The organism is Rickettsia parkeri (assembly GCF_051427245.1).
GTDB lineage: Bacteria > Pseudomonadota > Alphaproteobacteria > Rickettsiales > Rickettsiaceae > Rickettsia > Rickettsia rickettsii.
Window position 1 is genome coordinate 326,713 of the sequence record NZ_CP195774.1, and the last position, 23,469, is coordinate 350,181.

Below are 23,469 nucleotides of genomic sequence, written 5' to 3' on the forward strand. Positions count from 1 at the left end.
TATTGAAACAAAAAATAATAAATAAAAATATTAATGCTTCTTGGAGTTCTTGGATTGATTATTTAAAAGTTAATATGGGCAATATGCGACTCGAGCAATTTCGTATATTATTTTTGAATAAGAAAAATATTTTAATTGCTGATGAGGTTTTAAGTCAAGGAACTATAGACCAAGCTGCGGTATATCCACGTGAGATAATTAAACGAGCTTTATTTAACGAAGCAAGCAGCCTTATACTTGTGCATCATCATCCAAGCGGTAGCCCTGAACCTTCAAAAGCCAACATTCATATGACAAATAAGATAGTAGAGACATGCCAAACCGTAAATATTATAGTTTTAAATCTAATATGTTCCTATGAATATAAATAGCTACAGCACATTATTTATTTTTTCTTTTATATTCACCGCTATATTAACATATATATTAACTAAATATCTTCCTACTATCGGTTTAGTTGATATACCAAGTAACCGTCGTTCTCATGATAAGATAACACCGCGCGGCGGCGGTCTTGCTATTGTAGTTGTTGTAATGATTGCTTTGAGCGGGTTTGAATATATAACGAGCAATAACTTTGTTAATTCAATAAAAATATTACCGTTATTATTGGCAATTGCTTCGATTTCCTTTTTAGATGACTTAAAAGCCGTACCTATTCTAATTCGTTTAATAGTCCACTTAATTTGTGCAGCTTTTGCTATTTTTCTTTTTTCGCAGCTAAACTCTGTACATATACTAATATATTCTATTTTAGTTATAGCTTTAAGCGGTTTTATTAATATATATAATTTTATGGACGGTATAGACGGTATGAGTTGTGTGGAATCTATCCATCTATCTAGCACTATGCTTATATTATGTTTTTTACAATTTCCGACTATTAATAATCCATATTTTATAGCTAGTGTAAATGTTATTATTCTTGGTGGCTCTTGTGGTTTTTTAATATTTAATTGGCATCCGGCAAAAATATTTTTAGGAGACGTGGGAAGTATTAGTCTTGGATTCTTAACGGGTCTTTGTTTGCTCCTGCTGGCTCTTACAAGCACTAATTTATTTATAGCTTGTGCTATTGCTAGCTTATATTACATCACTGATGCAGTGCTAACCATATTAATTCGGCTACTCAATAAAGAAAAAATTTGGCAGCCTCATTTAAAACATTTTTTTCAAAAAGCAGTACAAAAAGGTAAATCTCATAAACAAGTAGTATCGATTATAGCAGTTTGTAATATATTTTTAATGATCATATCGGTTACATCTTTACATTTTCCCGTAATATCTATAATGCTTGCTTTAGCAGTCATAACTTTAACAGTGCAGAGTTTATTAAAATGAAGCTAATTAAAGAGGATATCGATAAAATAGTTAGACGTATATTTGCTAAACAACATCCATTGCTGCCTGAAATCATGATTAACTGGAATAAAATAGTCGGGTTTAACTTCAGCACTAAAGCATTACCTTTAAAAATCACCACCTATACTTATAAAAAACAAAAGATTAATACGCTGTTTATACAAGCTGAAGATAATGCTACTGCAGCAGAATTACCTTATTATCAAGATATTATTCTAGAACGTATAAATTTATTTAGCTTTGCAGCAATACATCAAATGAACGTAACGTTTTATAAAGGCAAAAAGAGTCTTTAGATTAAGAGTTTGTTGGCATGAATATCAATGCCATCTCTACTATAACTCCGCAAGCTTGTAGGTGTTGTTGCCTGGCTCAGTTTATGTCATTCCCGCTTCCGCGGGAATGACATCGTACGGGCTAACCATACAACAACTCTGCAACCGTAGGATCTAGGAAAAATAATAAAAATGCTGTAAGTCAGAATTTTTTACTGGATTGCTTCGTCAATTACTTCGTAATTTTCCTCGCAATAACAAAAAAGCTGAATCATGCGATAATACCTTGCAGTCGCTTAGCTCATGACGTCTCAGTATCCACGTAGGCAATACCAAGACATACAAACAAAAAAAGGAGTCTTTAATAAAGACTCTTTTTCGTGTTAATAGTTTGTAAAAAGATTTAAGACTAATTACATATCAAATCTTAATCCTGCCATTAAGTTATGACCTTTATAATGGGTTCCACCAAATTTAACTTTATCCCCGTTAATAGTTTTGGTGGTATTTTTTGTTTTACCGTAATCTCTCCAGCTATAAACTAGTTCAGCTTTTACACCTTGTGCAACTTCAAATGAAGTTCCTAAAGATAATTGATAAGCAAAGTTAGTTTTGTTTTTAGTAGTACCGTTGAAAGTGTCAGTTACACCACCTTTAATATCTTTAGAGTTAATTTTTTCCTTTACAAAAGCAGCACCAACACCTGCACCTGCAAATACTTTAAACATGCTTAAATCGACGAAATCAACATAACCGTTAAGTAATACACTTACAATAGTAGGTTTATTTTTTACTGAGAAAGAATTACCGTCTGGATAAGTTTTTGATTTCTTTAAATGACTACTTGCTACCGTTCCAATTGTTAAATCGGTTCTTAGATTATCCATGATATAGTAACCCGCACCGATCTCACCTGTAAATCCTGTATTAGACTTTATATTATTTAACTTAAAATCTGCTCCTTTAGGTTTTGTTTTGTTAAAAATCACACCGCCGGCATTGAGTTTTAAATACCATTGATTTTCCACAAATGATGACATCGATGAATTAGTAGATGAATCTACAGAAGAATTCATATCGCAATCAGCAAATGAAAGACCAGAAGTTAAAAGTGCTGTGCTTGCAGCTGCTATTAAAAGTAATTTTTTCATATTGTTAAATTTTTCCTTTAAATTTTATTAGTTGTTAGTAAAAACGATATTAGATAATAATTTTACAATTTTTACCTAAATTCGATAAAAAATAGCTTTAAGTGACATTTCTGAGTTATCATCTAATATCACTCCGTGGCTTAACCACCGGAATCCAGTCTTTTTTTTTGTATTTCTAGATACCGTGGTTAAGCCACGGTATGATATTAGGTTATTACCTAAAACTATTAATATATTCCTTGTTAATTATATATCAAATCTTATACCGCTGTTAAGTTATGGCTTTGATAATGCATACCACCGGTTGGTACACTTGTTCCTTGGTAAATTACATTCTTACTTTTGGTTCTACCATCATCTATCCAGCTATAAGCTAGTTCTACTTTAACACCGTCGGCAATTTGTGCAGCAGTACCTAAAGTTAGCTTGTAAGAAATATTAGTTCTGTTTTTAGTGTTAGATGAAAGACCGGTTATCCCATTATATGTAATTTTTTCTTTAACTAATGCAGGACCAACACCGGCACCAGCAAAAACATCGAACATATCAAAATTAGTTAAATCTACATAACCGTTAATAAGTAAACGTGTAATAGTAGGTTTATGGCTTGCTGAAACATTAGTACGGGTAAAAGGTGCATTAGTCGCAGCTCCGGATTTCTTTAACTTACCACCGATTATAGTACCTAAAGTTAAATCGGCTCTAAAGTTTTCGGAAATATAATAACCGATACCTAAAGCAACTGGAACAGTTGTATTAGATTTTAATTTAACACCGGTTGCCTTATCTTTTTCTTCATTAAACATTGCTGCACCGGTATCTATTCTTAAATACCACTCATGATCCATGCCCTCAGCAAATGATACGCTAGAAGACAAAATTGTTGCACTTGTAGCAGCTATTAAAAGTAACTTTTTCATGGTTAGCACCTCAAATTAAATATTAAACATTATCTTATGGCATATATAACATATTATATTTTTTAGTTCTATATTTAATCGGCAATTAGATTCATATAATAAAGCTTTTATTAGTTTTGTGACAAAATAAACACATATAGTTAATTCATGTTATTTTAGGTTCTGTGAAGATTTCTAATTGATTTGTTATTTTGAGATATTTTTAAGCGAAAATTATAAGATTTTTTTGAAATAGGATTAACTATTCCTTCAAAAATCTTATAATTTTCGCTTAAAAATATCTCAAAATAACAAATCAATTAGAAATCTTCACAGAACCTATGTATTTATTAAACTTATCTTTCTCATCTTTAAATTTATCGGCATCAGGCAAAGCAGTTCTTTTTTTTGTAATATTTTTCCATCCTTTATTTTCTATAAAATCTTTTGCACGTTCTACCCATTCTATTAACCCCGGTGATTCAGGTTTAATAGCACCTATAGGACAATCAGGAACACAAACGCCGCAATCTATACATTCATCGGGGTTAATGACTAACATAAAATCATCTTCCCTTTCACCTTCATAAAAACAATCTACAGGACATACTTCAACACAATCGGTATATTTACATTTTACGCATTCATCGGTTACAACATAAGTCATTTTATTATCTGTTTTTGATTTTGTCGATTAATATAGCAGTTCTTAAAAGTAATACTAATAAAAAATATAATATAAAACTAATAAACATGATAATTAAAGGCTTTAGCATTGAAGAGTGAATAGTTGGACTCCCTAGCCTTAAAACACTAGCAGGCTGATGCAGACTATACCAAATATTTACCGAGAATTTTACTATCGGTATGTTAATCAGTCCGATAAGAGCAATAATAGAAGAAGGATTTTGTGCCTTTCTTATATTATCCGCACTATTCACTATAATAATATAGCTTAAATATAATAAAAATAATATGAGCATGGAGGTAAGTCTTGCATCCCAAACCCACCATGTCCCCCATATAGGTTTTCCCCATAAAGAACCTGTTACTAAACTAATCAAAGTAAAAGTAGCCCCAACGTAACTAGAAGCTACGGCTAGCAAATAGCTAATAGTAGTTTTCCATACTAAATAGCTAAAGCTGCATACTGCCATGAAAACATAAACACCAAGAGCCATCCAAGAGGCAGGAACATGAACATACATAATGCGTACAAAATCACCTTGCTGATAATCTACCGGCGAAACTATGAGGGCTAAATAAAGACCTATAATCATCATTACGCAAGTAGATATAGCTAATATAGGTATTATAACCTTTGATAATTTATTAAAATAATAGGGGGTTAATAGTTTTAGCATGTTTTCTTACTTCTTTATGTCATTCTGTGGCTAGAAATAACAGTTCTTATCCTCTTAAAAAACTCTTTCATTAATAGCCCCGAATCTTCGGCAAGAATTCCGCTATATATTTCCGGTCTATGAAAACAAACACTACTGTTAAAATATCGCAAATTACTTTCAACTGCTCCGTGCTTGGAATCAGAAGCCCCATAAAATAAACGTTTTAACCTGCTATGAGCTATAGCTGCCGCACACATAGCACAAGGTTCTAAAGTAACGTAAATATCATAATCATTTAAATTTTTAGAAGATATAAGATTACATGCTTCATTAATAGCAATAATTTCAGCATGATAAAGAGCGTTATTTTTTTCTTCCGTATTGTTATGGGTACTAGCAATAATTTTCTGATTTAACCTATCTACAACTACCGCTCCGACCGGGACTTCATTTTTATCAAAAGCAATCTTTGCTTGTTTTAAAGCTTGCTCCATGAAAAAATTATTAAAATTAGCTTCTTTATCTAACAATATATTCACGGTACTTTACGTGTTCTTCGATTCCAAAAGGATCTTGGTGGATAATTATTTCAGCCTCCGGAAATTCCTGCAATATTTCAAAAGCAATCTCATCGCTAATTTTATGAGCATTATAAAGCGACATATTGCCGTCCATTTCCAGATGGCACTGGATAAAAGCTTTTTGACCGGCATATCTAGTTTTCATTTCGTGCATACCTTTTGCCCCTAAATGGTTATTAACTATCGAGATAATTTTTTGTCTGTCTTGTTCGGGTAATTCATGATCTACTAAATTTTTAAATGCCTTTTTAAATAAAGAATAAGAAGAGTGAAATATATATAACGAAATAACTACACCAAATAATGGGTCAACAAACCAAAAATAATCACTTAAATTTATAGAGATAATTACTATAACATTAGTTAGTAAGTCCGTGAAATAATGAAGCTTATCGGCTTTTACTATTTCCGATCCTGTTTTTTTAATTACATAAGTTTGGTAAAACACTAAAATAATTGTTAAGAATATACATACATACATTACAGTAGTACCGTCGCTAATATTCTCCGGTTTTGTTTTTTCAAATAAAGATTTAACCGAAGAAAAGCCTACAAAAAAAGCTGAAGCAAAGAAAAATATCGATTGAGAAAAAATTGTTAAATCCTGCAGTTTTTCATACCCGAATCGATGATGATGATCCGGCGGTTGCAGGGCAAATCTTAAAGCTATTAGATTAATAAAGGAGGAAGTTATATCAAGCATTGAATCAATTAAAGAAGCAAGGATTGATTGCGAATCGGTAACAACCCAAGCATATAATTTTATACTTAAAATAATTAATGCCGTAGTAACCGATAAATAAGATGCCGATTTTATTAACCGATTACGGCTATTAGTATCCATGACAAATCTTTCCAATTTATTTATTTGTAGTTTAACAAAGAAAATATAAAATTCAATTATAATGAGGTTCTGTTAAAAATAATATTTTAAAATACAAATAATTTAAATTTTGTTTACAGAATCTAGTTTTAGCTTTACAAAATTCTAAAAACCATATACTTATTAATTATATATTAATTTAGAGAGAATTATATGAAACTATTATCTAAAATTATGGTTATAGCTCTTGCAACTTCTATGTTACAAGCCTGTAACGGTCCGGGCGGTATGAATAAACAAGGTACAGGAACACTTCTTGGCGGTGCTGGCGGCGCATTACTTGGTTCTCAATTCGGTAAGGGCAAAGGACAGCTTGTTGGAGTAGGTGTAGGTGCATTACTTGGAGCAGTTCTTGGTGGACAAATCGGTGCAGGTATGGATGAACAGGATAGAAGACTTGCAGAGCTTACCTCACAGAGAGCTTTAGAAACAGCTCCTAGTGGTAGTAACGTAGAATGGCGTAATCCGGATAACGGCAATTACGGTTACGTAACACCTAATAAAACTTATAGAAATAGCACTGGTCAATATTGCCGTGAGTACACTCAAACAGTTGTAATAGGCGGAAAACAACAAAAAGCATACGGTAATGCATGCCGCCAACCTGACGGACAATGGCAAGTTGTAAATTGATAGACAAAACGTCATTGCGAGGAAAATTACGAAGTAATTGCCGAAGCAATCTCAGGAATTTTATTATTTCATGAGATTGCCACGCAGCTTATGGCTGCTCGCAATGACGTTATAACAAAAGGAGCAACCTATGACTTTCATAATAACAAGTACGGCATTTAAACATAATGATCGCATTCCTGATAAATTTACTTGTAAAGGACAAAATGTTTCACCGCATCTAGAATGGAGTAATGCTCCTTCAGATACTAAATCTTTTGCACTTATAATGGATGATCCGGATGCACCGGTAGAAATAGCACCGCCACACGGTATATGGGATCATTGGGTAATATATAATATTTCTGCTTCTATTACTAAGCTTTCAGAAGGACAAATAGATAGTAGTATTAAAATTTTAAATAATAGCTGGCAAGAAAAAAAATACGGCGGTCCTTGTCCACCTGCCGGCAAACCTCATCGTTATTTTTTTAAACTATATGCCCTAAATGATTATCTTGAGCTTGATGAGAATGCTAGCAAGCCAGATTTAGTATTAGCCCTGCAAAAGCATTTACTTGCCGAGGCAGCACTAATCGGCATTTATTCTATTTAATGAATGCTATTTATTGCCCACTGTGTGTCATCCCGTGGCTTAACCACGGGATCTAGAAAAATAACTTAAAACATTAATAACTTTAGTATTTATTACTGGATCCCGTGGTCAAGCTACGGGATGACAGAAGTGAACTGACACATGCAAAAACCTATAATCGAGTTTCATAACGTATCTAAAAAATTCGGTAATAAATTGCCGATAAATAACGTTAGCTTCACTGTCAAAAAAAATAATATCACTACTTTAATCGGACCTAACGGTGCAGGTAAAACTACCATAGTACGCTTAATGCTTGGACTTGAAAAACCTACAAGCGGCGAGATTATAATTGATCCCAAACTAAAAATTGGATATGTACCGCAGAAGTTCGGATTACCCCCTGATTTACCTATTACAGTAAAAAATTTTTTAGAGTTGTTAGCACCGAGTAATTTTAATAACAATATTAAAGAGATTAACTCATTTATTGATTTGGAACATATAAAAGATCAAGAAATTTCTAAGCTCTCAGGAGGGCAGTTTCAAAAGGTAGTTCTTGCATGTTCAATAGTTAATAATCCCGACTTAATTATTTTAGATGAACCGTTACAGTCTTTAGACGTAACAAGCCAACAAGAATTTTATCAGCTTATTAATTTGATTCGTAAAAAGCTCAATATTACGGTTTTTATGATTTCTCATGATTTATTTACCGTAATAAAAAACTCCGATCAAGTGATATGCTTAAACGGTCACATATGTTGCAGCGGAATACCAAATGAAATAACTCCTAACTCTGAATTCTCAAATGCACTTTCTGCTCTAGGCTTCTATACCCACCACCATGACCATAAGCATTAGAATTCTTGCATAACTTATTTGTCTCCAAAAGGATCTCTCCTTATTAGCTATGTTATGCAAGAATTCTATTATACTTGAATTGTATTCCACGCTCACCTAAGCTTGTTCTGTAGCATCACCTATCAACTCTACTTTTAATGCATTGTGATCCGTATTATCGAACTGAGTTAAATCATTTTCATTTGTATTACCTGATTCTTGTTGGCCTGTTATCACATTAAACAATTCTTTCGTAATGAGCCTGGCCTTAGATAAGCTTTTTACCTTATAACTATTTTCAATAAAGAGTTTCTGCTGACTTGGTTCCATTGCAAGTAATTCTTTCACACTAACACCGGCGTCAGTCAAACTTTTTATATTATCGTCATTTTCAACAAAGAATTCTTGTTTATTGTTTTCTATATTCGAAATTTGTGCAAAAGTAAAACCTATGTTAAGCAACGATATTTCCTCTTCTGTTAAATCTCGGTTAATTTGCTTACTTATTATAATTTGTTGTAGTATTGTAGTAATTTACTATCAGTTTTTAGCTCTTCAATAGTAGAATATTGATTAACCTGGTTATTAGCATTTTTTCCTAAGTTTAATTCTATTGTTGGTACTTCTCTTGTAATAGGATAAACATTTGTTGCATATATAAATCTTGCTCCATTGGTTTTGGATGCAGTATAGTGTTTATATCAAGTTTAGGAGTTTGTCCGCCACATCCTACATATAAATTTAATGCTTGTTTTTGTAATGCTTATCTCAATTTATTTATTATAGGTACAAATAATAATTTATCTTCTTTCCCTAAATGCTCAAATGAATCTAGTACCATACATAGAAGTGGCTTTTTCATTCTTTTTTCCCTCTCCAGCAAGCCAAGCATATGACTGAGCTCTTATATTTCCTTCATCATCCGTAATTATATAAAAACCGGCATTTGCTTTACTCATACCGTCTAAAATACATCTTTCGGAATCATGTCCTATAGATTGGCAAGAATTACTAAATTTACCAAGCATAAAACCTTTCATATCATCGGCAGGTAATTTAGGAAAATTATACTTTTTGCCTGTTACCTCTATATCAAAATTAATATCAGGCATATAATATTCTTTTATAAAGTTCAATGCTTTTTGAAAACTATTATTATCTAGTTTTCCTTTTAAAGAAAAATTAGCTAAATTTTTTGCATGTAATTTATTTTCTTCTGATAATTCTTCTTCGTTGTACTTATAAGATTCTTTAATTACTATTTCAGTTACTTGATTTACTAATTCTTTAAATCATTTTTAGTTATCTGCTGAAAATCATTTAATTTATTTTCTTTAAGAATTTTTTGAAATTTTTCAGTTTTTTCCAGTAAGTGTGCATTACTGAAAATATATAATGAGTCTCTTCCAGATTTATTTAAAATTTGAAAAAATTCTAATGTTTTGGAAGACAATGTTTGTAGTAAATTAAATTGAAAACTCAATTCTATTGTTTCTTTTGTATCATAATTAACAGTTTTTAAGTAACTTTTTATATCTTCTAAATTTCCAAAGTAAGTAGATACTTTTTTAGCCATTTCTAAAGAATTTAAACCGCCATTCTCCGTATATAAGTCAGCGATTTTCGACAATATGGCAATATTCCTTACATAGTCTTTACTAATAAGATTTTTTTAAGGTGTGTATTTGTACTTAAATATTGCTTATGTATTTTTTCAAAAACATCATTAGTATCTAATTGATCAAAATTATTTTCTAATAATTCTTTTAATGTATCACTAGACTTTTTATTAAAGCCCTCTTTATATAATATATTTCAGCATCGTCTTGGTTTATTCCAGCTTTTTTTAAAGTCATGGGATTACTTTTAGCATTTTCTTCTAAGGTTGTTATGGCCTTTTCTAAATTAATTTTTTCTTTTGGATCACTAGCTTTCGCTAGTTTTTTGTTTAATTGTTCCAAGCGTTGCTTTGGATCTTATTTATCTATCCATTCTTCGGTAGTTAATAAATTATAAATTTTTTCAATACTATTAAATGTAACTTTACATTAATTTCTTCTTTTATAATTATTCTACAGAAAACCATAAAACATGATAATTTTTAGAAAATAGCAAGGATTAGATTAATTTTTCTTAACGAAATCAAGGGATGAGTGTTAAGGATAATTTAGAAATACATCAAATAGCAAATTATATAGAGTAACTTGCTATTTATATTAGATCACACCAAATATTGCTTTAAATATCTACCGGTATGGCTTTCCTCACAGGCAGCGATGTCAGCAGGGGTGCCACATACAACTATCTTACCACCTTTGTCGCCACCTTCAGGACCGACGTCAATAATATAATCTGCAGTTTTTATAACATCTAAATTATGCTCGATAACTAAAACGGTATTGCCCATATCAACAAGTTTATGTAACACTTTTAACAATTTATTAATATCGTCGATATGTAATCCCGTAGTCGGTTCATCAAGTATATAAAGCGTTTTACCGGTTGAACGTCTTGATAATTCTTTAGCAAGCTTAACGCGTTGTGCTTCACCACCTGAAAGAGTAGTAGCAGACTGACCGATTTTAATATAGCCTAGACCCACTTCATTTAAGGTAATTAATTTTTCATAGATTAACGGTATTTTTTCAAAAAACTGCATCGCATCTTCTACAGTCATCATCAAAATATCGGCAATAGATTTACCTTTATATTTTATTTCAAGCGTTTCTCTATTATATCTGTGACCGTTACAAATATCACACTTTACATATACGTCAGGTAGGAATGCATCTCTATTTTTATTAGCCCATCGCCTTGGCATGCTTCACATCTACCACCTTTAACGTTAAACGAAAATCTGCCTACTTTATACCCTCTAGCTTTTGATTCAGGTAACTCCACAAACCAATCCCTAATATGGGTAAAGGCACCTGTATAAGTCGCAGGGTTTGAACGAGGAGTTCTACCTATCGGAGATTGATTAATATCGATAATTTTATCAATATATTCAAGTCCTTTTAACTCTCTATATTTGCCAGGAAATACTTTGCTAGTTGGCTCTAAATGCTTTAGAGCCGCTTTATACAGAGTATGAATCATCAAGCTTGATTTACCACTTCCCGATACTCCCGTTATAGCGGTAAAAGTACCAAGCGGAATTTTGATATCAACATTATCTAAATTGTTGGAAACCGCCCCAAGTAATTCAATTGCTCTATTATCATGCCCTACTCTTGTTTCAGACGGCACTTTGATTGTTTGACGACCACTTAGATACCTACCTGTGATACTTTCTTCAAAATTCTTTATTTCTTCAGCATTTCCTTCCGCAATAACACGACCGCCGTGAATACCGGCTCCCGGTCCTATATCAATAATATGGTCTGCTTCATATATTGTTTCTTCATCATGCTCGACTACCAAAACGGTATTACCCAAATCTCTAAGCCTTTTTAGTGTCTCAATTAATCTTGTATTATCTCGTTGATGAAGACCAATAGACGGCTCATCAAGTACATATAAAACACCGCTCAGTCCTGAACCTATTTGAGATGCAAGACGAATACGCTGACTTTCCCCCCCCGATAAAGTACCTGCTTCTCGTGATAACGTTAGATAATCAAGCCCGACATTCATAAGAAATTTTAATCTCTCGGTAATTTCTTTGAGTATACGCTCAGCAATAAATAATTGCTTTTTATTTAATTTTTCTTCTAAGTGAATAAACCATTTTTGCAAGGCTGCAATACTCATACCTGCTACTTCGCCTATATGCAAATTTGCTATTTTAACGCATAATGCTTCGTCTTTTAATCTAAACCCTGAACAAGCAGTACATTTATGCTCTGACTTAAATTTAGCTAGTTCTTCTTTAATTAAAACCGATTCTATAGTACGGTCCTTTTCTTGCAAACTTGGTATTATACCGGCAAAAGGTTGTTTTATTATTTGCGTTTTAGAACCATCGTGAAATTCAAACTTTATTGCCTCTTCTCCTGAACCTTCAAATAAAATATCCTTAACATTTTGTGATAAACTTACAAAAGGTACTTCAATAGAAAATTTATAATGATCGGCAAGAGCCTTTAATGTCTCTAGGATAAATTTAGAAGCTATACTACCCCAAGGCACTATTGCACCGTCTTTAATAGCAATTCTTTGATCCGGAACTATTAAATCTCTATCAAAGAAAAACTCCTTACCTATCCCTTCACATTTAGGACATGCTCCAAAAGGGCTATTAAAAGAAAAGATTCGAGGCTCTATTTCAGTAAGCTGAAAACCCGATAACCGGACAAGAATATTGCTCGGAAAAAGTAATACGCTGATTTTTTCAAACTCGCTCTTAACTGCCCGGGGTAATTCTACAATTTCCAAATAAGTAATACCCTCGGCAAGATTTAACGAACTCTCTAAGCTATCTGCAAGTCTATTACCTAAACTTTCGTCTAGAACTATTCTATCAACGATCACTTCTATATTATGCTTCTTATTTTTATCAAGTTTCGGTAAATCATCAATTTCGCAAACTTCCCCGTTAACTATTAATTTTTGAAAGCCTTGCTTTTTTAAATTCATAATTTCACGCTTGAACTCACCCTTATGTCCTCTAACAATAGGAGCGAGTAAATATATTTTCGTACCCTTAGGTAGTTCGTTAATTATATCTACCATCTCGGAAACTGTTTGGCTATGTATCGGAAGACCGTTGCCGGAGAGTAAGGAATACCCACCCTTGCATATAATAACCTAAGATAATCGTAATTTCGTTATAGTTCAAACCGTAGAACGTGGATTTTGGAAGTAGTTTTTTGGTCAATTGCAATAGCAGGCGATAATCCGGAAATAGATTCTACATTAGGTTTATTTTGTAAATGTAAGAATTGCCTTGCATATGAAGATAAACTTTCAACATATCGCCTTTGACCTTCTGCATAAATAGTATCAAACGCTAAAGAAGACTTGCCTGAACCGCTAAGACCGGTTATAACAACAAATTTATTCCTTGGAATATTAACATTTATATTTTTTAGATTATGCTCTTTAGCACCGCGTACCTTAATATATTCTTGGTTCATAATCACTTCACTACAAAATTTTTGAGATATTTTTTAAAAAACCTGTAGTATTATAGGCTCTTTTATTTTATTATTGCAATAGTAATATTTTAAAGTAGGTAGTAATCTATGGCAGGTAGTTTAAATAAAGTAATATTAATAGGTAATGTAGGGCGTGATCCGGAAATGAGAACTACGGGCGAAGGAAAAAAAATCATTAATCTCTCCTTAGCAACAACCGAAACTTGGAAAGATCGCATTACCAGCGAACGAAAAGAACGAACTGATGGCATAGAGTAGTTATATTTAGTGAAGGGTTAGTATCTGTTGTAGAACGCTATGTCACAAAAGGTAGCAAATTATATATTGAAGGTTCATTGCAAACCCGTAAGTGGAATGATAATTCAGGTCAAGAAAAATATACCACGGAAGTTGTGTTACAAAACTTTAATTCACAATTAATATTATTAGATAGTAAAAACTCTAATAATCATAATCAAGATTCAGGGCATAGCGAATATAAACATCCTGAAACTAAAAATCATTCCTTTGACCATAGCGACTTAGACGACGAAATACCGTTTTAATCAAAATTGTTATGAAAAATTTTATTTGGGCAATAATATTTTTAATACCAATATTTCTTTTCAGGGTGTTCTACTACTCATGATGTAGCTAGAAGGGTAAAGCATTCGCAAATATAGCAACTCAAAATAACTTTCAGATGGGCTAGTAAACGGTGGTGATTTTACTCTTACGACTTATCAGCGTATTACCGACCGTAACCTACCTTTTGTTTCTATATTGAGGGAAATGGACATCTTACGGATGGATCTGCTAATTCCGACAACCCTACTCCCGTTAATCCGATGCTCTTAAAGCTTGCTACAATGGATAAAAGACCGAATATTGTTTTATAGCAAGACCTTGCCAATATACTCCTTTAGAAATGAACTCAAAATGCATTAGCGATTATTGGTTAGATAAAAGAATGGGGCAAGAAGTCGTAGATTCAATTAACAATGTCATAAATATTATCAATAACGGACAAAAATTTAGCTTAGTCGGCTTCTCCGGTGGCGGCGGGCTTACAATATTAATTGCCGCTCAAAATAGTAATGTTAAAGATATTATAACGATTGCCGGTAATTTAGATACTAAAAAGTTTGATAAATATCATAATTATCGTGGTTACTTAGTTAAATCCTTAAACCCGATAAATTATGCAAAACAGGTTAATAATATCCCTCAATTACATCTCTCCGGCATGGATGACAAAAGAGTCCCGCCTTTCATAGCAGCACTTTACGTAAAAACAAGTAACTCACCGTGTGTAAAAAAGCAAACTTTTCCTAATATTTCTCATGCAAAAGGTTGGGATAAAGTTTGGTCTAATATATTAGATATTCCTCTGATTTGTAATTAGGCATTAGGAAATATTATTAATTTATATTCAAGCACTTATCATGGCTTTTGCCCTTAATGTTAGCCGGCTGTACCAAATTGTTTTAGACATTTTCCAATCTTTAAACGCTTTACTTCCGTAACATTTACATATGTTGTATCAGCTGCTTGTATGTATGTTATTAGCTCTTTTGGCTTTCCTCATTTAATAAAAACCTTTAGAAACTGGAAGTATTAATTATTATGATTCCAACAAGTATTGGATTTGTATATTCATTTTGAAAAATTGGAGAAAGAAAGTGGAAATTATCCGACAAAATCTTTTGCTCCTTCTCCGGTGATGTCTGCTTAATTGATAAATATTTATAGCAGGTTTCCTGTAATATCTCTTAGTTTAAGCGTATTATTAGAGAATTACAGGAAATAATCAAAAGTTTTAATAATTAGTAATAATTATAATCTATAATATTCCCGATGTTTCACTAAGCCTTGCAGCTTAAGACCGCCTTTAGCACACATCCATCGCAGTAACTCGTTAGCAGCGTTTGCATATTCACCTCGGTTTAGCTTTTGCTGCAATGTTGATGCTTGAAATGCCCCAGCCCCACAGTTGAAAATAAACGAGATTAAGGCGGCTTGTTGGTTTTCGGTTAATGGCACACCCTAGTGGACGATTATCGATACATTTACCAGCTTCGAGTAATTATTATTTATCTTTCTACAGATCCTCGCTTGCTTTTTTGCGATATATTCTTGGGAGTAGTAATAAGAAATGAGGAAGGGGAGATTTATGTTTGTTAATAGTAGCCCTTATGCGTTCTAGTGTTTGTTTAGTATTTTTATTAGCATGTGTTATAGCATCCATATAAAAATACCTACTTCTTTCTGTTCTTTTTTGAAAGCTTCTTTATTTCCTATGTTAGCCAAAGCTTTAAAACTATGTTTTATAACTTGTCCAATATTTTTAAAAACATGCGAATTATCTTTTTTAGCTGTTTCTTTGCACCATATATCTAGATTCTCTAATTCTTTTTTGAGTTATTGAGAAATTGCTTTTTTGTTTTCAGGATTTTCCTTCCATTTTTCATAAGTATTAATAATCTTTTCTAATTTTTCTTTAAACTCTTTTTCGTTATTACTCGGTTTTAAATTAAGCATTACACCAGAATGGTCTGATGATAGTTCTGTGAGGGTATTAATAATCATTTCTTCTTTTAATCCATTATTAGCTCCATTAAGCAAATTTTCATATTTATGTCTAAATATGGAGCGATACTTGGTGATATCATGATATTAAATATTAGTTAACACAAAAGAAATTAAAGCTTTAATTAATAAACTTGAGAAATATTTTTAATATTTCGTTTTATAAGGTGATAAATTTACTATTTAGCAGAAAGAGAAAAGCTGCTTAGTTTAGAGACTTGGTGAAAGACAATTAATATTCAGTTAAACGGTCAAAAGCTTGATTTTATGCTGCATCTGCGGTTTGATACGTTTGTAGAAATACCGAGAAATGCAGAATGGCGCACCCTAAAGGATTCGAACCTCTGACCCACAGATTAGAAATCTGTTGCTCTATCCAGCTGAGCTAAGGGTGCTAAACATTTATGGTAAACATAATATCAGTTTAAGCAAAGTTTTTCAAGGATTATTTTTTTATTAAAAATAATAAGCAAATATGATAAAAAATATTCATGGATAAATTCTACAATTACAATTCTTCTTCACATCAGGCTTTACTTAGTTTTAAAGTAAAGCCTAATTCTAAACAAAATCTAATTAGCAATTTTGTAATTATTAATAATATCCCATATCTAAAATTATCTATAAAAGCAATACCGGAACAAGGTAAAGCGAATGAAGAAATCATAAATTATTTAGCAAAAGAATGGAAATTATCACGTAGTAATATCGAAATTATTAAAGGTCATACTCATAGCTTAAAAACGATATTGATAAAAAATATTAATGAAGACTATTTAAATTTGATTATTAATTCCTATATTAAATAAGGTGCAGTTGTTGCTAGACTTCCAATGTCATTCCCGCATAGGCGGGAATCCAGTTTATATTTATTATTTTCTAGATTCCTGCTTCCGCAGGAATGACATAAGTAGTCATATGACGAAAAAATAATTTATTAACTGGAATAATTATGATACAAGAAAAAAAGAAATTTGATGCCGAGGTTGGCAAGATTTTAAATTTAATGATTCACTCTCTTTATAGTAATAAAGAGATTTTTATGAGGGAGTTAATTTCCAATGCTTCGGATGCTTGTGATAAATTACGTTATTTATCTCAAAGTAATAGTGAATTAGTAGCTGGCGATAGCAATTTTAAAATTACGGTTAAAGTCGATAAAGATAACAGACAAATCATTATCCGTGATAATGGCATCGGCATGAATAAAGACGATTTAATTGAAAATCTCGGTACTATTGCAAGATCGGGTACGGCAAATTTTCTTAAAAGCCTATCCGGTGATTCTAAAAAAGACAATATGCTAATCGGTCAATTTGGTGTTGGATTTTATTCAAGCTTTATGGTAGCCGATAAAGTGACTGTAACCTCAAGAAAAGCTGGGGAAGATAAAGTCCATATTTGGGAATCAGACGGACTTGGTGAATATACTGTCTCAGATTCAGATAAAGAGTTCACAAGAGGCACGGAAATCGTTTTACATATCAAAAAGGAAGAAGATACATTCCTTGATCATTTTAGATTAAAACACATCGTTAAAAGCTATTCCGATCACATAGCAGTACCAATATATTTCTTTGATGAAGCTGGGTAATAATGAAATCCAGCTTAATTCAGCTTCTGCATTATGGACAAGACCGAAATCGGAAATTACGGAAGAACAATATAAAGAATTCTACAAAAGTCTATCTTATGCCATTGATGACCCTTGGATAACTATGCATAATAAAAACGAGGGAGCTATAGAATTTACTAACCTACTTTTCATTCCATCAAGCAAAACATTTGATTTATTCCACCCTGATCGCAAAAGGCGAGTAAAATTATATATAAAAAGAGTATTTATATCTGATGAGAATATAGATTTAATCCCGTCATATTTAAGATTTTTACGAGGCGTGGTTGATTCAGAAGATTTACCACTAAATATTAGCCGTGAATCACTGCAGCATAATAGCGTGCTTGAGAAAATCAAAAATGCTATTACAAAAAGAGTGCTTGGCGAGCTTAGAAAAAAGAAAGAGGAATCACCTGAAGAATATAATAAGTTTTGGGCTAATTTCGGTGGTGCTTTAAAAGAGGGTTTATGTGAGGCTACTACCAACCATGAAAAATTATTAGAGGTATGCATATTCAGAAGTGCCTTGCATAATAAAATGATCAGCCTTGACGAATATATAGCAAATTTTAAAGAAGGGCAGAGTACTATATATTATTTAAGCGGTGATAACCCCGATAAATTACTTTCAAGCCCACAAATCGAAGGGTTGTTAAGTAAAAAAATCGATGTATTACTTTTTACCGATACAGTGGATGATTTTTGGGTAAATGTTAATAGCAAATATAAAGAACATGCTATTAAATCAGCGACAAGAAGCGATATCGATGTAGAACAAACTACTTCACAATCTGAGGAGAAAAATACAGATAGTAAAAAATCCGATGATGAATATAAATTGCTAACAGATTATTTTAAAGAGACACTAGGGGAGTTGGTAAAAGAAGTTAAGATCTCTAAAAAACTTACTTCAAGTCCTGCTTGTCTTGCCGTTAGCGACGCTGCTATGGATATTCGTATGGAGAGATTTTTGATTGAACAGAAACAAATAGCTAATGCCTCAGCTAAAAATCTAGAGTTAAACCCTAAAAATAAAATCATAGAGAAAATCTTTAACGACTTAAAAGCAAATAATAAAAATAATGAAGAATTGGTTAATCTAATATTTGATCAAGCCTGTATTTTAGAGGGTGAACCGGTTGCTGATACAGGTGCATTTTCAAAGAGATTAAACGATATTGTACAAAAAGCCATATTATAACTTTAAACTTTTTTAATTTTAATGTAGAATAGTTGCAAACGTGAGTTTGGAAGTATTGTTCTGTTCGATGTCATTCCCGCGTAGGCGGGAATCTAGAAAGAACATTCAAAATATCTGATTATAGAATTTTATAATTAATAAAATGGATTCCCGCCTACGCGGGAATGACATCGAGAAAATGTCTTATTACGATATTATATTTAGCAAACATATAGATAAGATCAAAAGCGAAGGAAGATATCGAGAATTTAAGGCCTTAAAAAGACAAGCCGATAATTTTCCTTTTGCAGAACACGCTAATAAACAAATAGTTATGTGGTGCATTAATGACTATTTGGGTATGAGTAAACATGCAAAAGTAATGCACGCTTCTATAGATTCCTTGCTAAAATACGGTGTTGGATCAGGTGGAACTCGCAATATCGGCGGTAATAATATTGCCATTCTTGAGCTTGAAAAAGAACTTGCAAATTTACCCAAAAAGCAAGCAGCTTTGTTTTTACATCGGTTTTGTTGCAAATGATACAACGCTTGCAAGTCTTGCTAAAATCATGCCGGATATAGTATTTTTCTCCGATGAGCTAAATCATGCATCAATAATTGCAGGGATTACAAGTTCAAGAGCCGAGAAATATATATATAGACATTTAGACGTTAAGCATCTAGAAGAGCTTTTACAATCAGTCGATATTAATAGACCGAAAATTGTTGTTTTTGAATCGGCTTACTCTATGGACGGTTTTTTCTCACCTATCAAAGATATAATCAACTTAGCCAAAAAATATAATGCTTTAACCTTTATCGATGAAGTTCATACGGTCGGTTTATACGGTAAACAGGGTGGCGGTATTGCCGAGCTTCTTAATTGTAGTGATCAAATCGATATTATTCAAGGGACACTTGCCAAAGCATATGGTACTATCGGCGGTTATATCACTAGCAACCATAATTTAGTCGATGCTATAAGACTAACCGCTCCAGGGTTTATTTTCACTACTTCATTGCCGCCGGTAATTTCTACCGCTGCAACGCATAGTATTAGACATCTTAAAGAATCGAATGAAGAACGAATAAAACATCAAGAAGTAGTTACAAAACTTAAAAATTCTTTTGAACGTTTTAATATACCTTATTTGAAAAATGAAAGTCATATAGTGCCGATAATTATTGGTGATCCGATTAAAACGGCAAAAGCCTCAAATATGCTCCTTAATGAATACGGTATTTACGTTCAACATATCAATTTTCCAACCGTACCGAGAGGTACGGAACGCCTCCGCATCATCCCAACCCCTGCCCATACCGACAAAATGATCAATGATTTATCTGTAGCTTTAGTGCAGATATTTGCCGAACTTGATATTAGAATTATCTTCTGCTTAAGAACTGAACGAAGAAGTACGCTTAAATCTTATTGCTTAACACCATTGTGAGGAAAATTACTCAGTAATTGACTAAGCGGTCTAATAAAAAATGCTCTTAATGTCATTCCTGCGTGGCATTGTTGCGTGGATTGGTTTTCCGTCATTGCGAAAAGAATTACGTAGTAATTCGACGAAGCAATTCAGTAAAAAATTCTGTAAATCAAAATTTTTTTAATTATTTTTTTGGATTGCCACGTCGCTTCGCGCCTAGCAATGACGATTTGGCCTCCACGCAACAACACTTTCAGTTATTTAGCTCATAACGATATCTATCTTTGGTTAACAATGCCACAAATCTTATACCCAATTTATTTACTTGCTTTTGCTCCTAAATCATCTAGTTTATTGCAATATACTCTAAAAAAGTAAGATATAACCCTTTAAATTCTTTTTAAAAAATAAAGGGTTACCCCATAAATACCTTATCTTTATATAATTTAAAAAATAGTTGTATTTTTATACCACTATAATATTAATTTTTTATTTCTATATAATTAATTTGTTTACTTTGAAGAATTTATAATTTATTTTTTCTGCAAAATTTCAATACAAAGCTGTAATTATTGAGCTTTTAAAGTTAACTCAGATAAAGAACAAAAGAGCAATAACAAAAAAGAAAAAAGTACTTCTACAAAATCGACTACGGCTAGTCGCTTAGCTCATGACAATATCCATCTTTAATTTAGCAATGTCTAAAAAATAAAGTAATATGAATTTTAACTTAATATAATTACCGAATATGTCTTTTTTTGACCGCAAAACTGCCATTATTAAACTCTTAAAACTCATGCGGCAAAGAGTTTACTGCTTCTAAAATAGCAACCTAGTAGTTGATACTTATCCTGAAGAAGCAAAGAAAAAAGAGGAAGCAAGCAATGATAAACGATTACTTAATGCTAAAAGCAAAGTAAGAAAGAGAAAAATTATTATCATGATTTATAGAAATGAATTGAATAAGCTATTGAACGCTATACAACAAATAGAACCGAACATTAAGATAATAAAAAAAGGGCTTTTGACTAAATATTGTTATGTTAATAATACTAATAGAGCGGTTAATTATAATGAGGTATATTATAATAAAAAATTTGACCGTAAAAATGCAGTTATTGAGTTCCTTAAAGCTCATCCAGGGAAAGAATTTAGTAATGCTCAAATAGCCTACATGGATTGCTTAATACTTATCCTGATGAACAAAACGAAAAGTACAAAAAAGCAACGGCAAACGATTACTTAGCACTAAGAATAAAGTAGCAGAAAAAAATTATCATAATGATTTATAGACACAAATTAAGGTTATTACGTACTATAACATCGAACCGAACATTAATACAATAAAAAAGGGAAATCGGGCTAAATATTGTTATATTAATAATACCGATAAGATATTTGATATATCCAAAATTATTAAAGCCCTTGAAAATTATAAGAAGCAGGAGCTTACTGCTATGGAAATGGCTCAATTGCTGTTAAGTGCTAACGCGAAATAGTTAGTGATTGCAAAAATAGACGACTATATGCCAGCAAAGGTGAGTTCTGCGAAACTCACAGTTAGCAATGCCTAATCCTAATGGGATTTTACAAAAACTATTGCATATTGCAGCTCTTTAGTTTATTTTGATTAGCAAACTATGATACAGAATTAATGGATTATTAAAATGGGAATTACCATATTAAAAAACGAAGGATTGGATTTTCATGCAAGAATTTCTACTCCTTTAAGTGAGATAGATGACGATATTCAAAAAGCATTACTTGATTTAACCAAAAAAGTTAAAATAGCAGGTTTTAGAGCCGGTAAAGTACCGGTTTCAATTGTTAAGAAAAAATACGGTACTTCCGTCAGGAATGATATAATAGAAAGAAGAATTAACCATTCAGTAAATCACGTTATTAAAGAGCATAATCTAAATATAATCGGTAGACCTAAAATTGAAGAATTACAAAACGAATCCGATAAAGCTTTAGAATTTACCGTAAAAATAGAGCTATTACCTAAAATTACTATTCCGGATTTAAAAAGAATCTCACTAGATCGTCCAAAATTAGAAGTAAACTCTAAAGATGTTGAAGAACAACTAGAAAAACTTGCTGCATTAACAAAAAATTATACTAAAGAAAGTAAAGCAAAAATAAAAGACGGAGATCAGGTTACTATTGATGCAATCGGGTACATCAAGGAGAAAGCTTTTGAGGACGGTAAATTAAATGATTTTAAGGTAATAATAGGTAGTAATGCACTTATTCCCGGTTTTGAGAAACAATTAATAGGTTCTAAAACAGGTAGTGAAGTAGATGTTAATGTTACTTTTCCTGAAAATTACCATGCTAAAGATTTAGCAGGTAAGGATGCTCGTTTTGTAGTACAAATTAAAGCAGTACATACTGCAGAACCTACCGTTATCGATGACGAATTTGCTAAAAAATTCCAAAGTAATAGCCTTGAAGAATTGCGTACACATTTTACTAAACAAATAGAAAATGAGTCGGAAGAAGCTATTAATACTATAATGAAAATGAACTTATTTGATAAGTTAGAAAAATTGTTAGATTTTGATGTACCGGAATCTTTATTAGAGCAAGAAAAAAATATTCTAAAGTCCGGAACCGATAAAAATGAACAAGACGAATCATTATTGAAAGATAAATCCTCTAAAGAAATAACAGCATATTATAATAAATTAGCCCTACGCGTGCGCGAATAGGCTTATTACTTGGTGAATATGCAAAATCTAAAATTTGCATTAGAGCCTGAATGATTTAAGAAAAATTATTATGCAACAAGCACGTAATTTTCCTGGGCAGGAAAATATGATATTTGATTTTTATAAAAATAATCCTAGAGCAATTGAAGGACTTAAAGGTCCTGCCTTAGAAGATAAAGCTGTACAATATATATTTAATCACGAAATAAAGCTTAAAGAAAAGAAATATACTAAGGAAGAGCTAGAGAAATATCTAGAAGCAGAAGAGCAACGTATTACTTTAATTTAAAGCTTACTCATTGTCATT

21 protein-coding genes, 1 tRNA gene and 9 pseudogenes are annotated in these 23,469 nt (G+C 32.1%); 14 read left to right on the forward strand and 17 right to left on the reverse strand.

Annotation, left to right across the window (positions count from 1 at the left end; genetic code table 11):
- The first annotated feature begins 2 nt into the window (after positions 1-2).
- The 3 genes from ACSFFC_RS01890 to ACSFFC_RS01900 are packed head-to-tail and all read left to right on the forward strand — an operon-like array spanning position 3 to position 1,658.
- Positions 3-371, forward strand: coding sequence for a JAB domain-containing protein (locus tag ACSFFC_RS01890; protein ID WP_014411119.1), 369 nt, complete (start codon positions 3-5; stop codon positions 369-371).
- The gene (locus ACSFFC_RS01895) at positions 358-1,341 is read left to right on the forward strand and encodes an MraY family glycosyltransferase (RefSeq protein ID WP_014411120.1); all 984 of its coding nucleotides are present in this window, start codon (positions 358-360) and stop codon (positions 1,339-1,341) included. The genes ACSFFC_RS01890 and ACSFFC_RS01895 overlap by 14 nt, the downstream gene beginning before the upstream one ends.
- Positions 1,338-1,658 (forward strand): DciA family protein, encoded by a 321-nt coding sequence (locus tag ACSFFC_RS01900; RefSeq protein ID WP_499217209.1) that lies wholly within the window; start codon positions 1,338-1,340, stop codon positions 1,656-1,658. Before ACSFFC_RS01895 ends, ACSFFC_RS01900 begins: the two co-directional genes overlap by 4 nt.
- 392 nt (positions 1,659-2,050) lie before the next feature.
- Here ACSFFC_RS01900 and ACSFFC_RS01905 read toward each other — a convergent pair whose 3' ends face one another.
- From ACSFFC_RS01905 to ACSFFC_RS01930, 6 genes and pseudogenes are all read right to left on the reverse strand, one after another.
- Positions 2,051-2,788, reverse strand: a complete 738-nt coding sequence (locus ACSFFC_RS01905; protein ID WP_014411121.1) for an outer membrane protein — start codon at positions 2,786-2,788, stop codon at positions 2,051-2,053.
- Positions 2,789-3,034: 246 nt separating this feature from the next.
- Positions 3,035-3,708, reverse strand: a pseudogene (gene adr / locus ACSFFC_RS01910) (adhesin Adr).
- Between the two features lie 295 nt (positions 3,709-4,003).
- Entirely contained in the window at positions 4,004-4,354 is a 351-nt protein-coding gene (locus ACSFFC_RS01915) for a ferredoxin family protein (protein ID WP_014411123.1), read from the reverse strand.
- Between the two features lie 4 nt (positions 4,355-4,358).
- Positions 4,359-5,051 carry a heme ABC transporter permease gene (locus ACSFFC_RS01920; protein WP_004997210.1) on the reverse strand — a complete coding sequence of 231 codons (693 nt, stop codon included), beginning with the start codon at positions 5,049-5,051 and terminating at the stop codon, positions 4,359-4,361.
- A 14-nt stretch (positions 5,052-5,065) separates the two neighbouring features.
- Positions 5,066-5,572, reverse strand: coding sequence for a nucleoside deaminase (locus ACSFFC_RS01925; protein WP_014411124.1), 507 nt, complete (start codon positions 5,570-5,572; stop codon positions 5,066-5,068).
- Positions 5,553-6,458: a cation diffusion facilitator family transporter gene (locus ACSFFC_RS01930; protein ID WP_012736850.1), complete on the reverse strand. Its 906-nt coding sequence runs from the start codon at positions 6,456-6,458 to the stop codon at positions 5,553-5,555. The genes ACSFFC_RS01925 and ACSFFC_RS01930 overlap by 20 nt, the downstream gene beginning before the upstream one ends.
- Before the next feature lie 192 nt (positions 6,459-6,650).
- Here ACSFFC_RS01930 and ACSFFC_RS01935 point away from each other — a divergent pair, with 192 nt between their 5' ends.
- Positions 6,651-7,130 carry an RT0821/Lpp0805 family surface protein gene (locus tag ACSFFC_RS01935; protein ID WP_014411125.1) on the forward strand — a complete coding sequence of 160 codons (480 nt, stop codon included), beginning with the start codon at positions 6,651-6,653 and terminating at the stop codon, positions 7,128-7,130.
- On the opposite strand, the pseudogene ACSFFC_RS01940 reads toward ACSFFC_RS01935, so the two are convergent.
- Positions 7,117-7,215, reverse strand: a pseudogene (locus ACSFFC_RS01940) (lytic transglycosylase domain-containing protein); the annotation flags it as partial. The gene ACSFFC_RS01935 and the pseudogene ACSFFC_RS01940 sit on opposite strands and share 14 nt — an antisense overlap.
- A 45-nt stretch (positions 7,216-7,260) precedes the next feature.
- Here ACSFFC_RS01940 and ACSFFC_RS01945 point away from each other — a divergent pair.
- The gene (locus tag ACSFFC_RS01945; RefSeq protein WP_010977848.1) at positions 7,261-7,725 is read left to right on the forward strand and encodes a YbhB/YbcL family Raf kinase inhibitor-like protein; all 465 of its coding nucleotides are present in this window, start codon (positions 7,261-7,263) and stop codon (positions 7,723-7,725) included.
- A gap of 141 nt (positions 7,726-7,866) precedes the next feature.
- Positions 7,867-8,568 carry an ATP-binding cassette domain-containing protein gene (locus ACSFFC_RS01950; protein WP_014411126.1) on the forward strand — a complete coding sequence of 234 codons (702 nt, stop codon included), beginning with the start codon at positions 7,867-7,869 and terminating at the stop codon, positions 8,566-8,568.
- 96 nt (positions 8,569-8,664) lie between these two features.
- Here the strand turns inward: ACSFFC_RS01950 and ACSFFC_RS01955 are convergent, their stop codons facing one another.
- The 7 genes from ACSFFC_RS01955 to ACSFFC_RS01985 form a co-directional block, all read right to left on the reverse strand.
- Entirely contained in the window at positions 8,665-9,009 is a 345-nt protein-coding gene (locus ACSFFC_RS01955) for a hypothetical protein (protein WP_014411127.1), read from the reverse strand.
- 359 nt (positions 9,010-9,368) lie between these two features.
- A complete protein-coding gene (locus tag ACSFFC_RS01960; RefSeq protein ID WP_014411128.1) occupies positions 9,369-9,659 on the reverse strand; it encodes a hypothetical protein in 291 nt (96 codons plus the stop codon).
- A gap of 167 nt (positions 9,660-9,826) precedes the next feature.
- Positions 9,827-10,177: a hypothetical protein gene (locus ACSFFC_RS01965; RefSeq protein WP_014411129.1), complete on the reverse strand. Its 351-nt coding sequence runs from the start codon at positions 10,175-10,177 to the stop codon at positions 9,827-9,829.
- A gap of 136 nt (positions 10,178-10,313) precedes the next feature.
- Entirely contained in the window at positions 10,314-10,508 is a 195-nt protein-coding gene (locus ACSFFC_RS01970; protein WP_004997188.1) for a hypothetical protein, read from the reverse strand.
- Positions 10,509-10,768: 260 nt separating this feature from the next.
- On the reverse strand, positions 10,769-11,368 hold the full coding sequence (locus ACSFFC_RS01975) for an ATP-binding cassette domain-containing protein (protein WP_499217210.1): 600 nt from the start codon (positions 11,366-11,368) through the stop codon (positions 10,769-10,771).
- Positions 11,311-13,221, reverse strand: coding sequence for an excinuclease ABC subunit UvrA (gene uvrA / locus ACSFFC_RS01980; protein ID WP_499217211.1), 1,911 nt, complete (start codon positions 13,219-13,221; stop codon positions 11,311-11,313). Before uvrA ends, ACSFFC_RS01975 begins: the two co-directional genes overlap by 58 nt.
- Before the next feature lie 95 nt (positions 13,222-13,316).
- Positions 13,317-13,625, reverse strand: coding sequence for a hypothetical protein (locus ACSFFC_RS01985; protein ID WP_499217212.1), 309 nt, complete (start codon positions 13,623-13,625; stop codon positions 13,317-13,319).
- 108 nt (positions 13,626-13,733) lie between these two features.
- Here ACSFFC_RS01985 and ACSFFC_RS01990 point away from each other — a divergent pair.
- The 3 pseudogenes from ACSFFC_RS01990 (at position 13,734) to ACSFFC_RS02000 (ending at position 15,360) form a co-directional block, all read left to right on the forward strand.
- Positions 13,734-14,191, forward strand: a pseudogene (locus tag ACSFFC_RS01990) (single-stranded DNA-binding protein).
- A gap of 11 nt (positions 14,192-14,202) precedes the next feature.
- A pseudogene (locus tag ACSFFC_RS01995) lies at positions 14,203-15,030 on the forward strand (alpha/beta hydrolase family protein).
- 40 nt (positions 15,031-15,070) lie between these two features.
- Positions 15,071-15,360 (forward strand): annotated as a pseudogene (locus tag ACSFFC_RS02000) (hypothetical protein).
- A 101-nt stretch (positions 15,361-15,461) separates the two neighbouring features.
- Here the strand turns inward: ACSFFC_RS02000 and ACSFFC_RS02005 are convergent.
- The 3 genes from ACSFFC_RS02005 to ACSFFC_RS02015 form a co-directional block, all read right to left on the reverse strand.
- Entirely contained in the window at positions 15,462-15,668 is a 207-nt protein-coding gene (locus ACSFFC_RS02005; protein WP_014411133.1) for a lysozyme, read from the reverse strand.
- A gap of 378 nt (positions 15,669-16,046) precedes the next feature.
- A complete protein-coding gene (locus ACSFFC_RS02010; RefSeq protein WP_004997182.1) occupies positions 16,047-16,250 on the reverse strand; it encodes a hypothetical protein in 204 nt (67 codons plus the stop codon).
- Positions 16,251-16,532: 282 nt separating this feature from the next.
- A tRNA-Arg gene (locus ACSFFC_RS02015) sits at positions 16,533-16,609 on the reverse strand.
- Positions 16,610-16,705: 96 nt separating this feature from the next.
- Between ACSFFC_RS02015 and ACSFFC_RS02020 the strand changes: the two genes are divergently transcribed.
- The 5 genes and pseudogenes from ACSFFC_RS02020 (at position 16,706) to tig (ending at position 23,451) form a co-directional block, all read left to right on the forward strand.
- Positions 16,706-17,023: an A1G_07140 family DUF167 domain protein gene (locus tag ACSFFC_RS02020; protein WP_004997180.1), complete on the forward strand. Its 318-nt coding sequence runs from the start codon at positions 16,706-16,708 to the stop codon at positions 17,021-17,023.
- Between the two features lie 143 nt (positions 17,024-17,166).
- A pseudogene (htpG, locus tag ACSFFC_RS02025) lies at positions 17,167-19,033 on the forward strand (molecular chaperone HtpG).
- 178 nt (positions 19,034-19,211) lie between these two features.
- Positions 19,212-20,455: pseudogene (gene hemA / locus ACSFFC_RS02030) on the forward strand (5-aminolevulinate synthase).
- 933 nt (positions 20,456-21,388) lie between these two features.
- A pseudogene (locus tag ACSFFC_RS02035) lies at positions 21,389-21,711 on the forward strand (hypothetical protein).
- Positions 21,712-22,115: 404 nt separating this feature from the next.
- A pseudogene (gene tig, locus ACSFFC_RS02040) lies at positions 22,116-23,451 on the forward strand (trigger factor).
- Positions 23,452-23,469 lie beyond the last annotated feature (18 nt).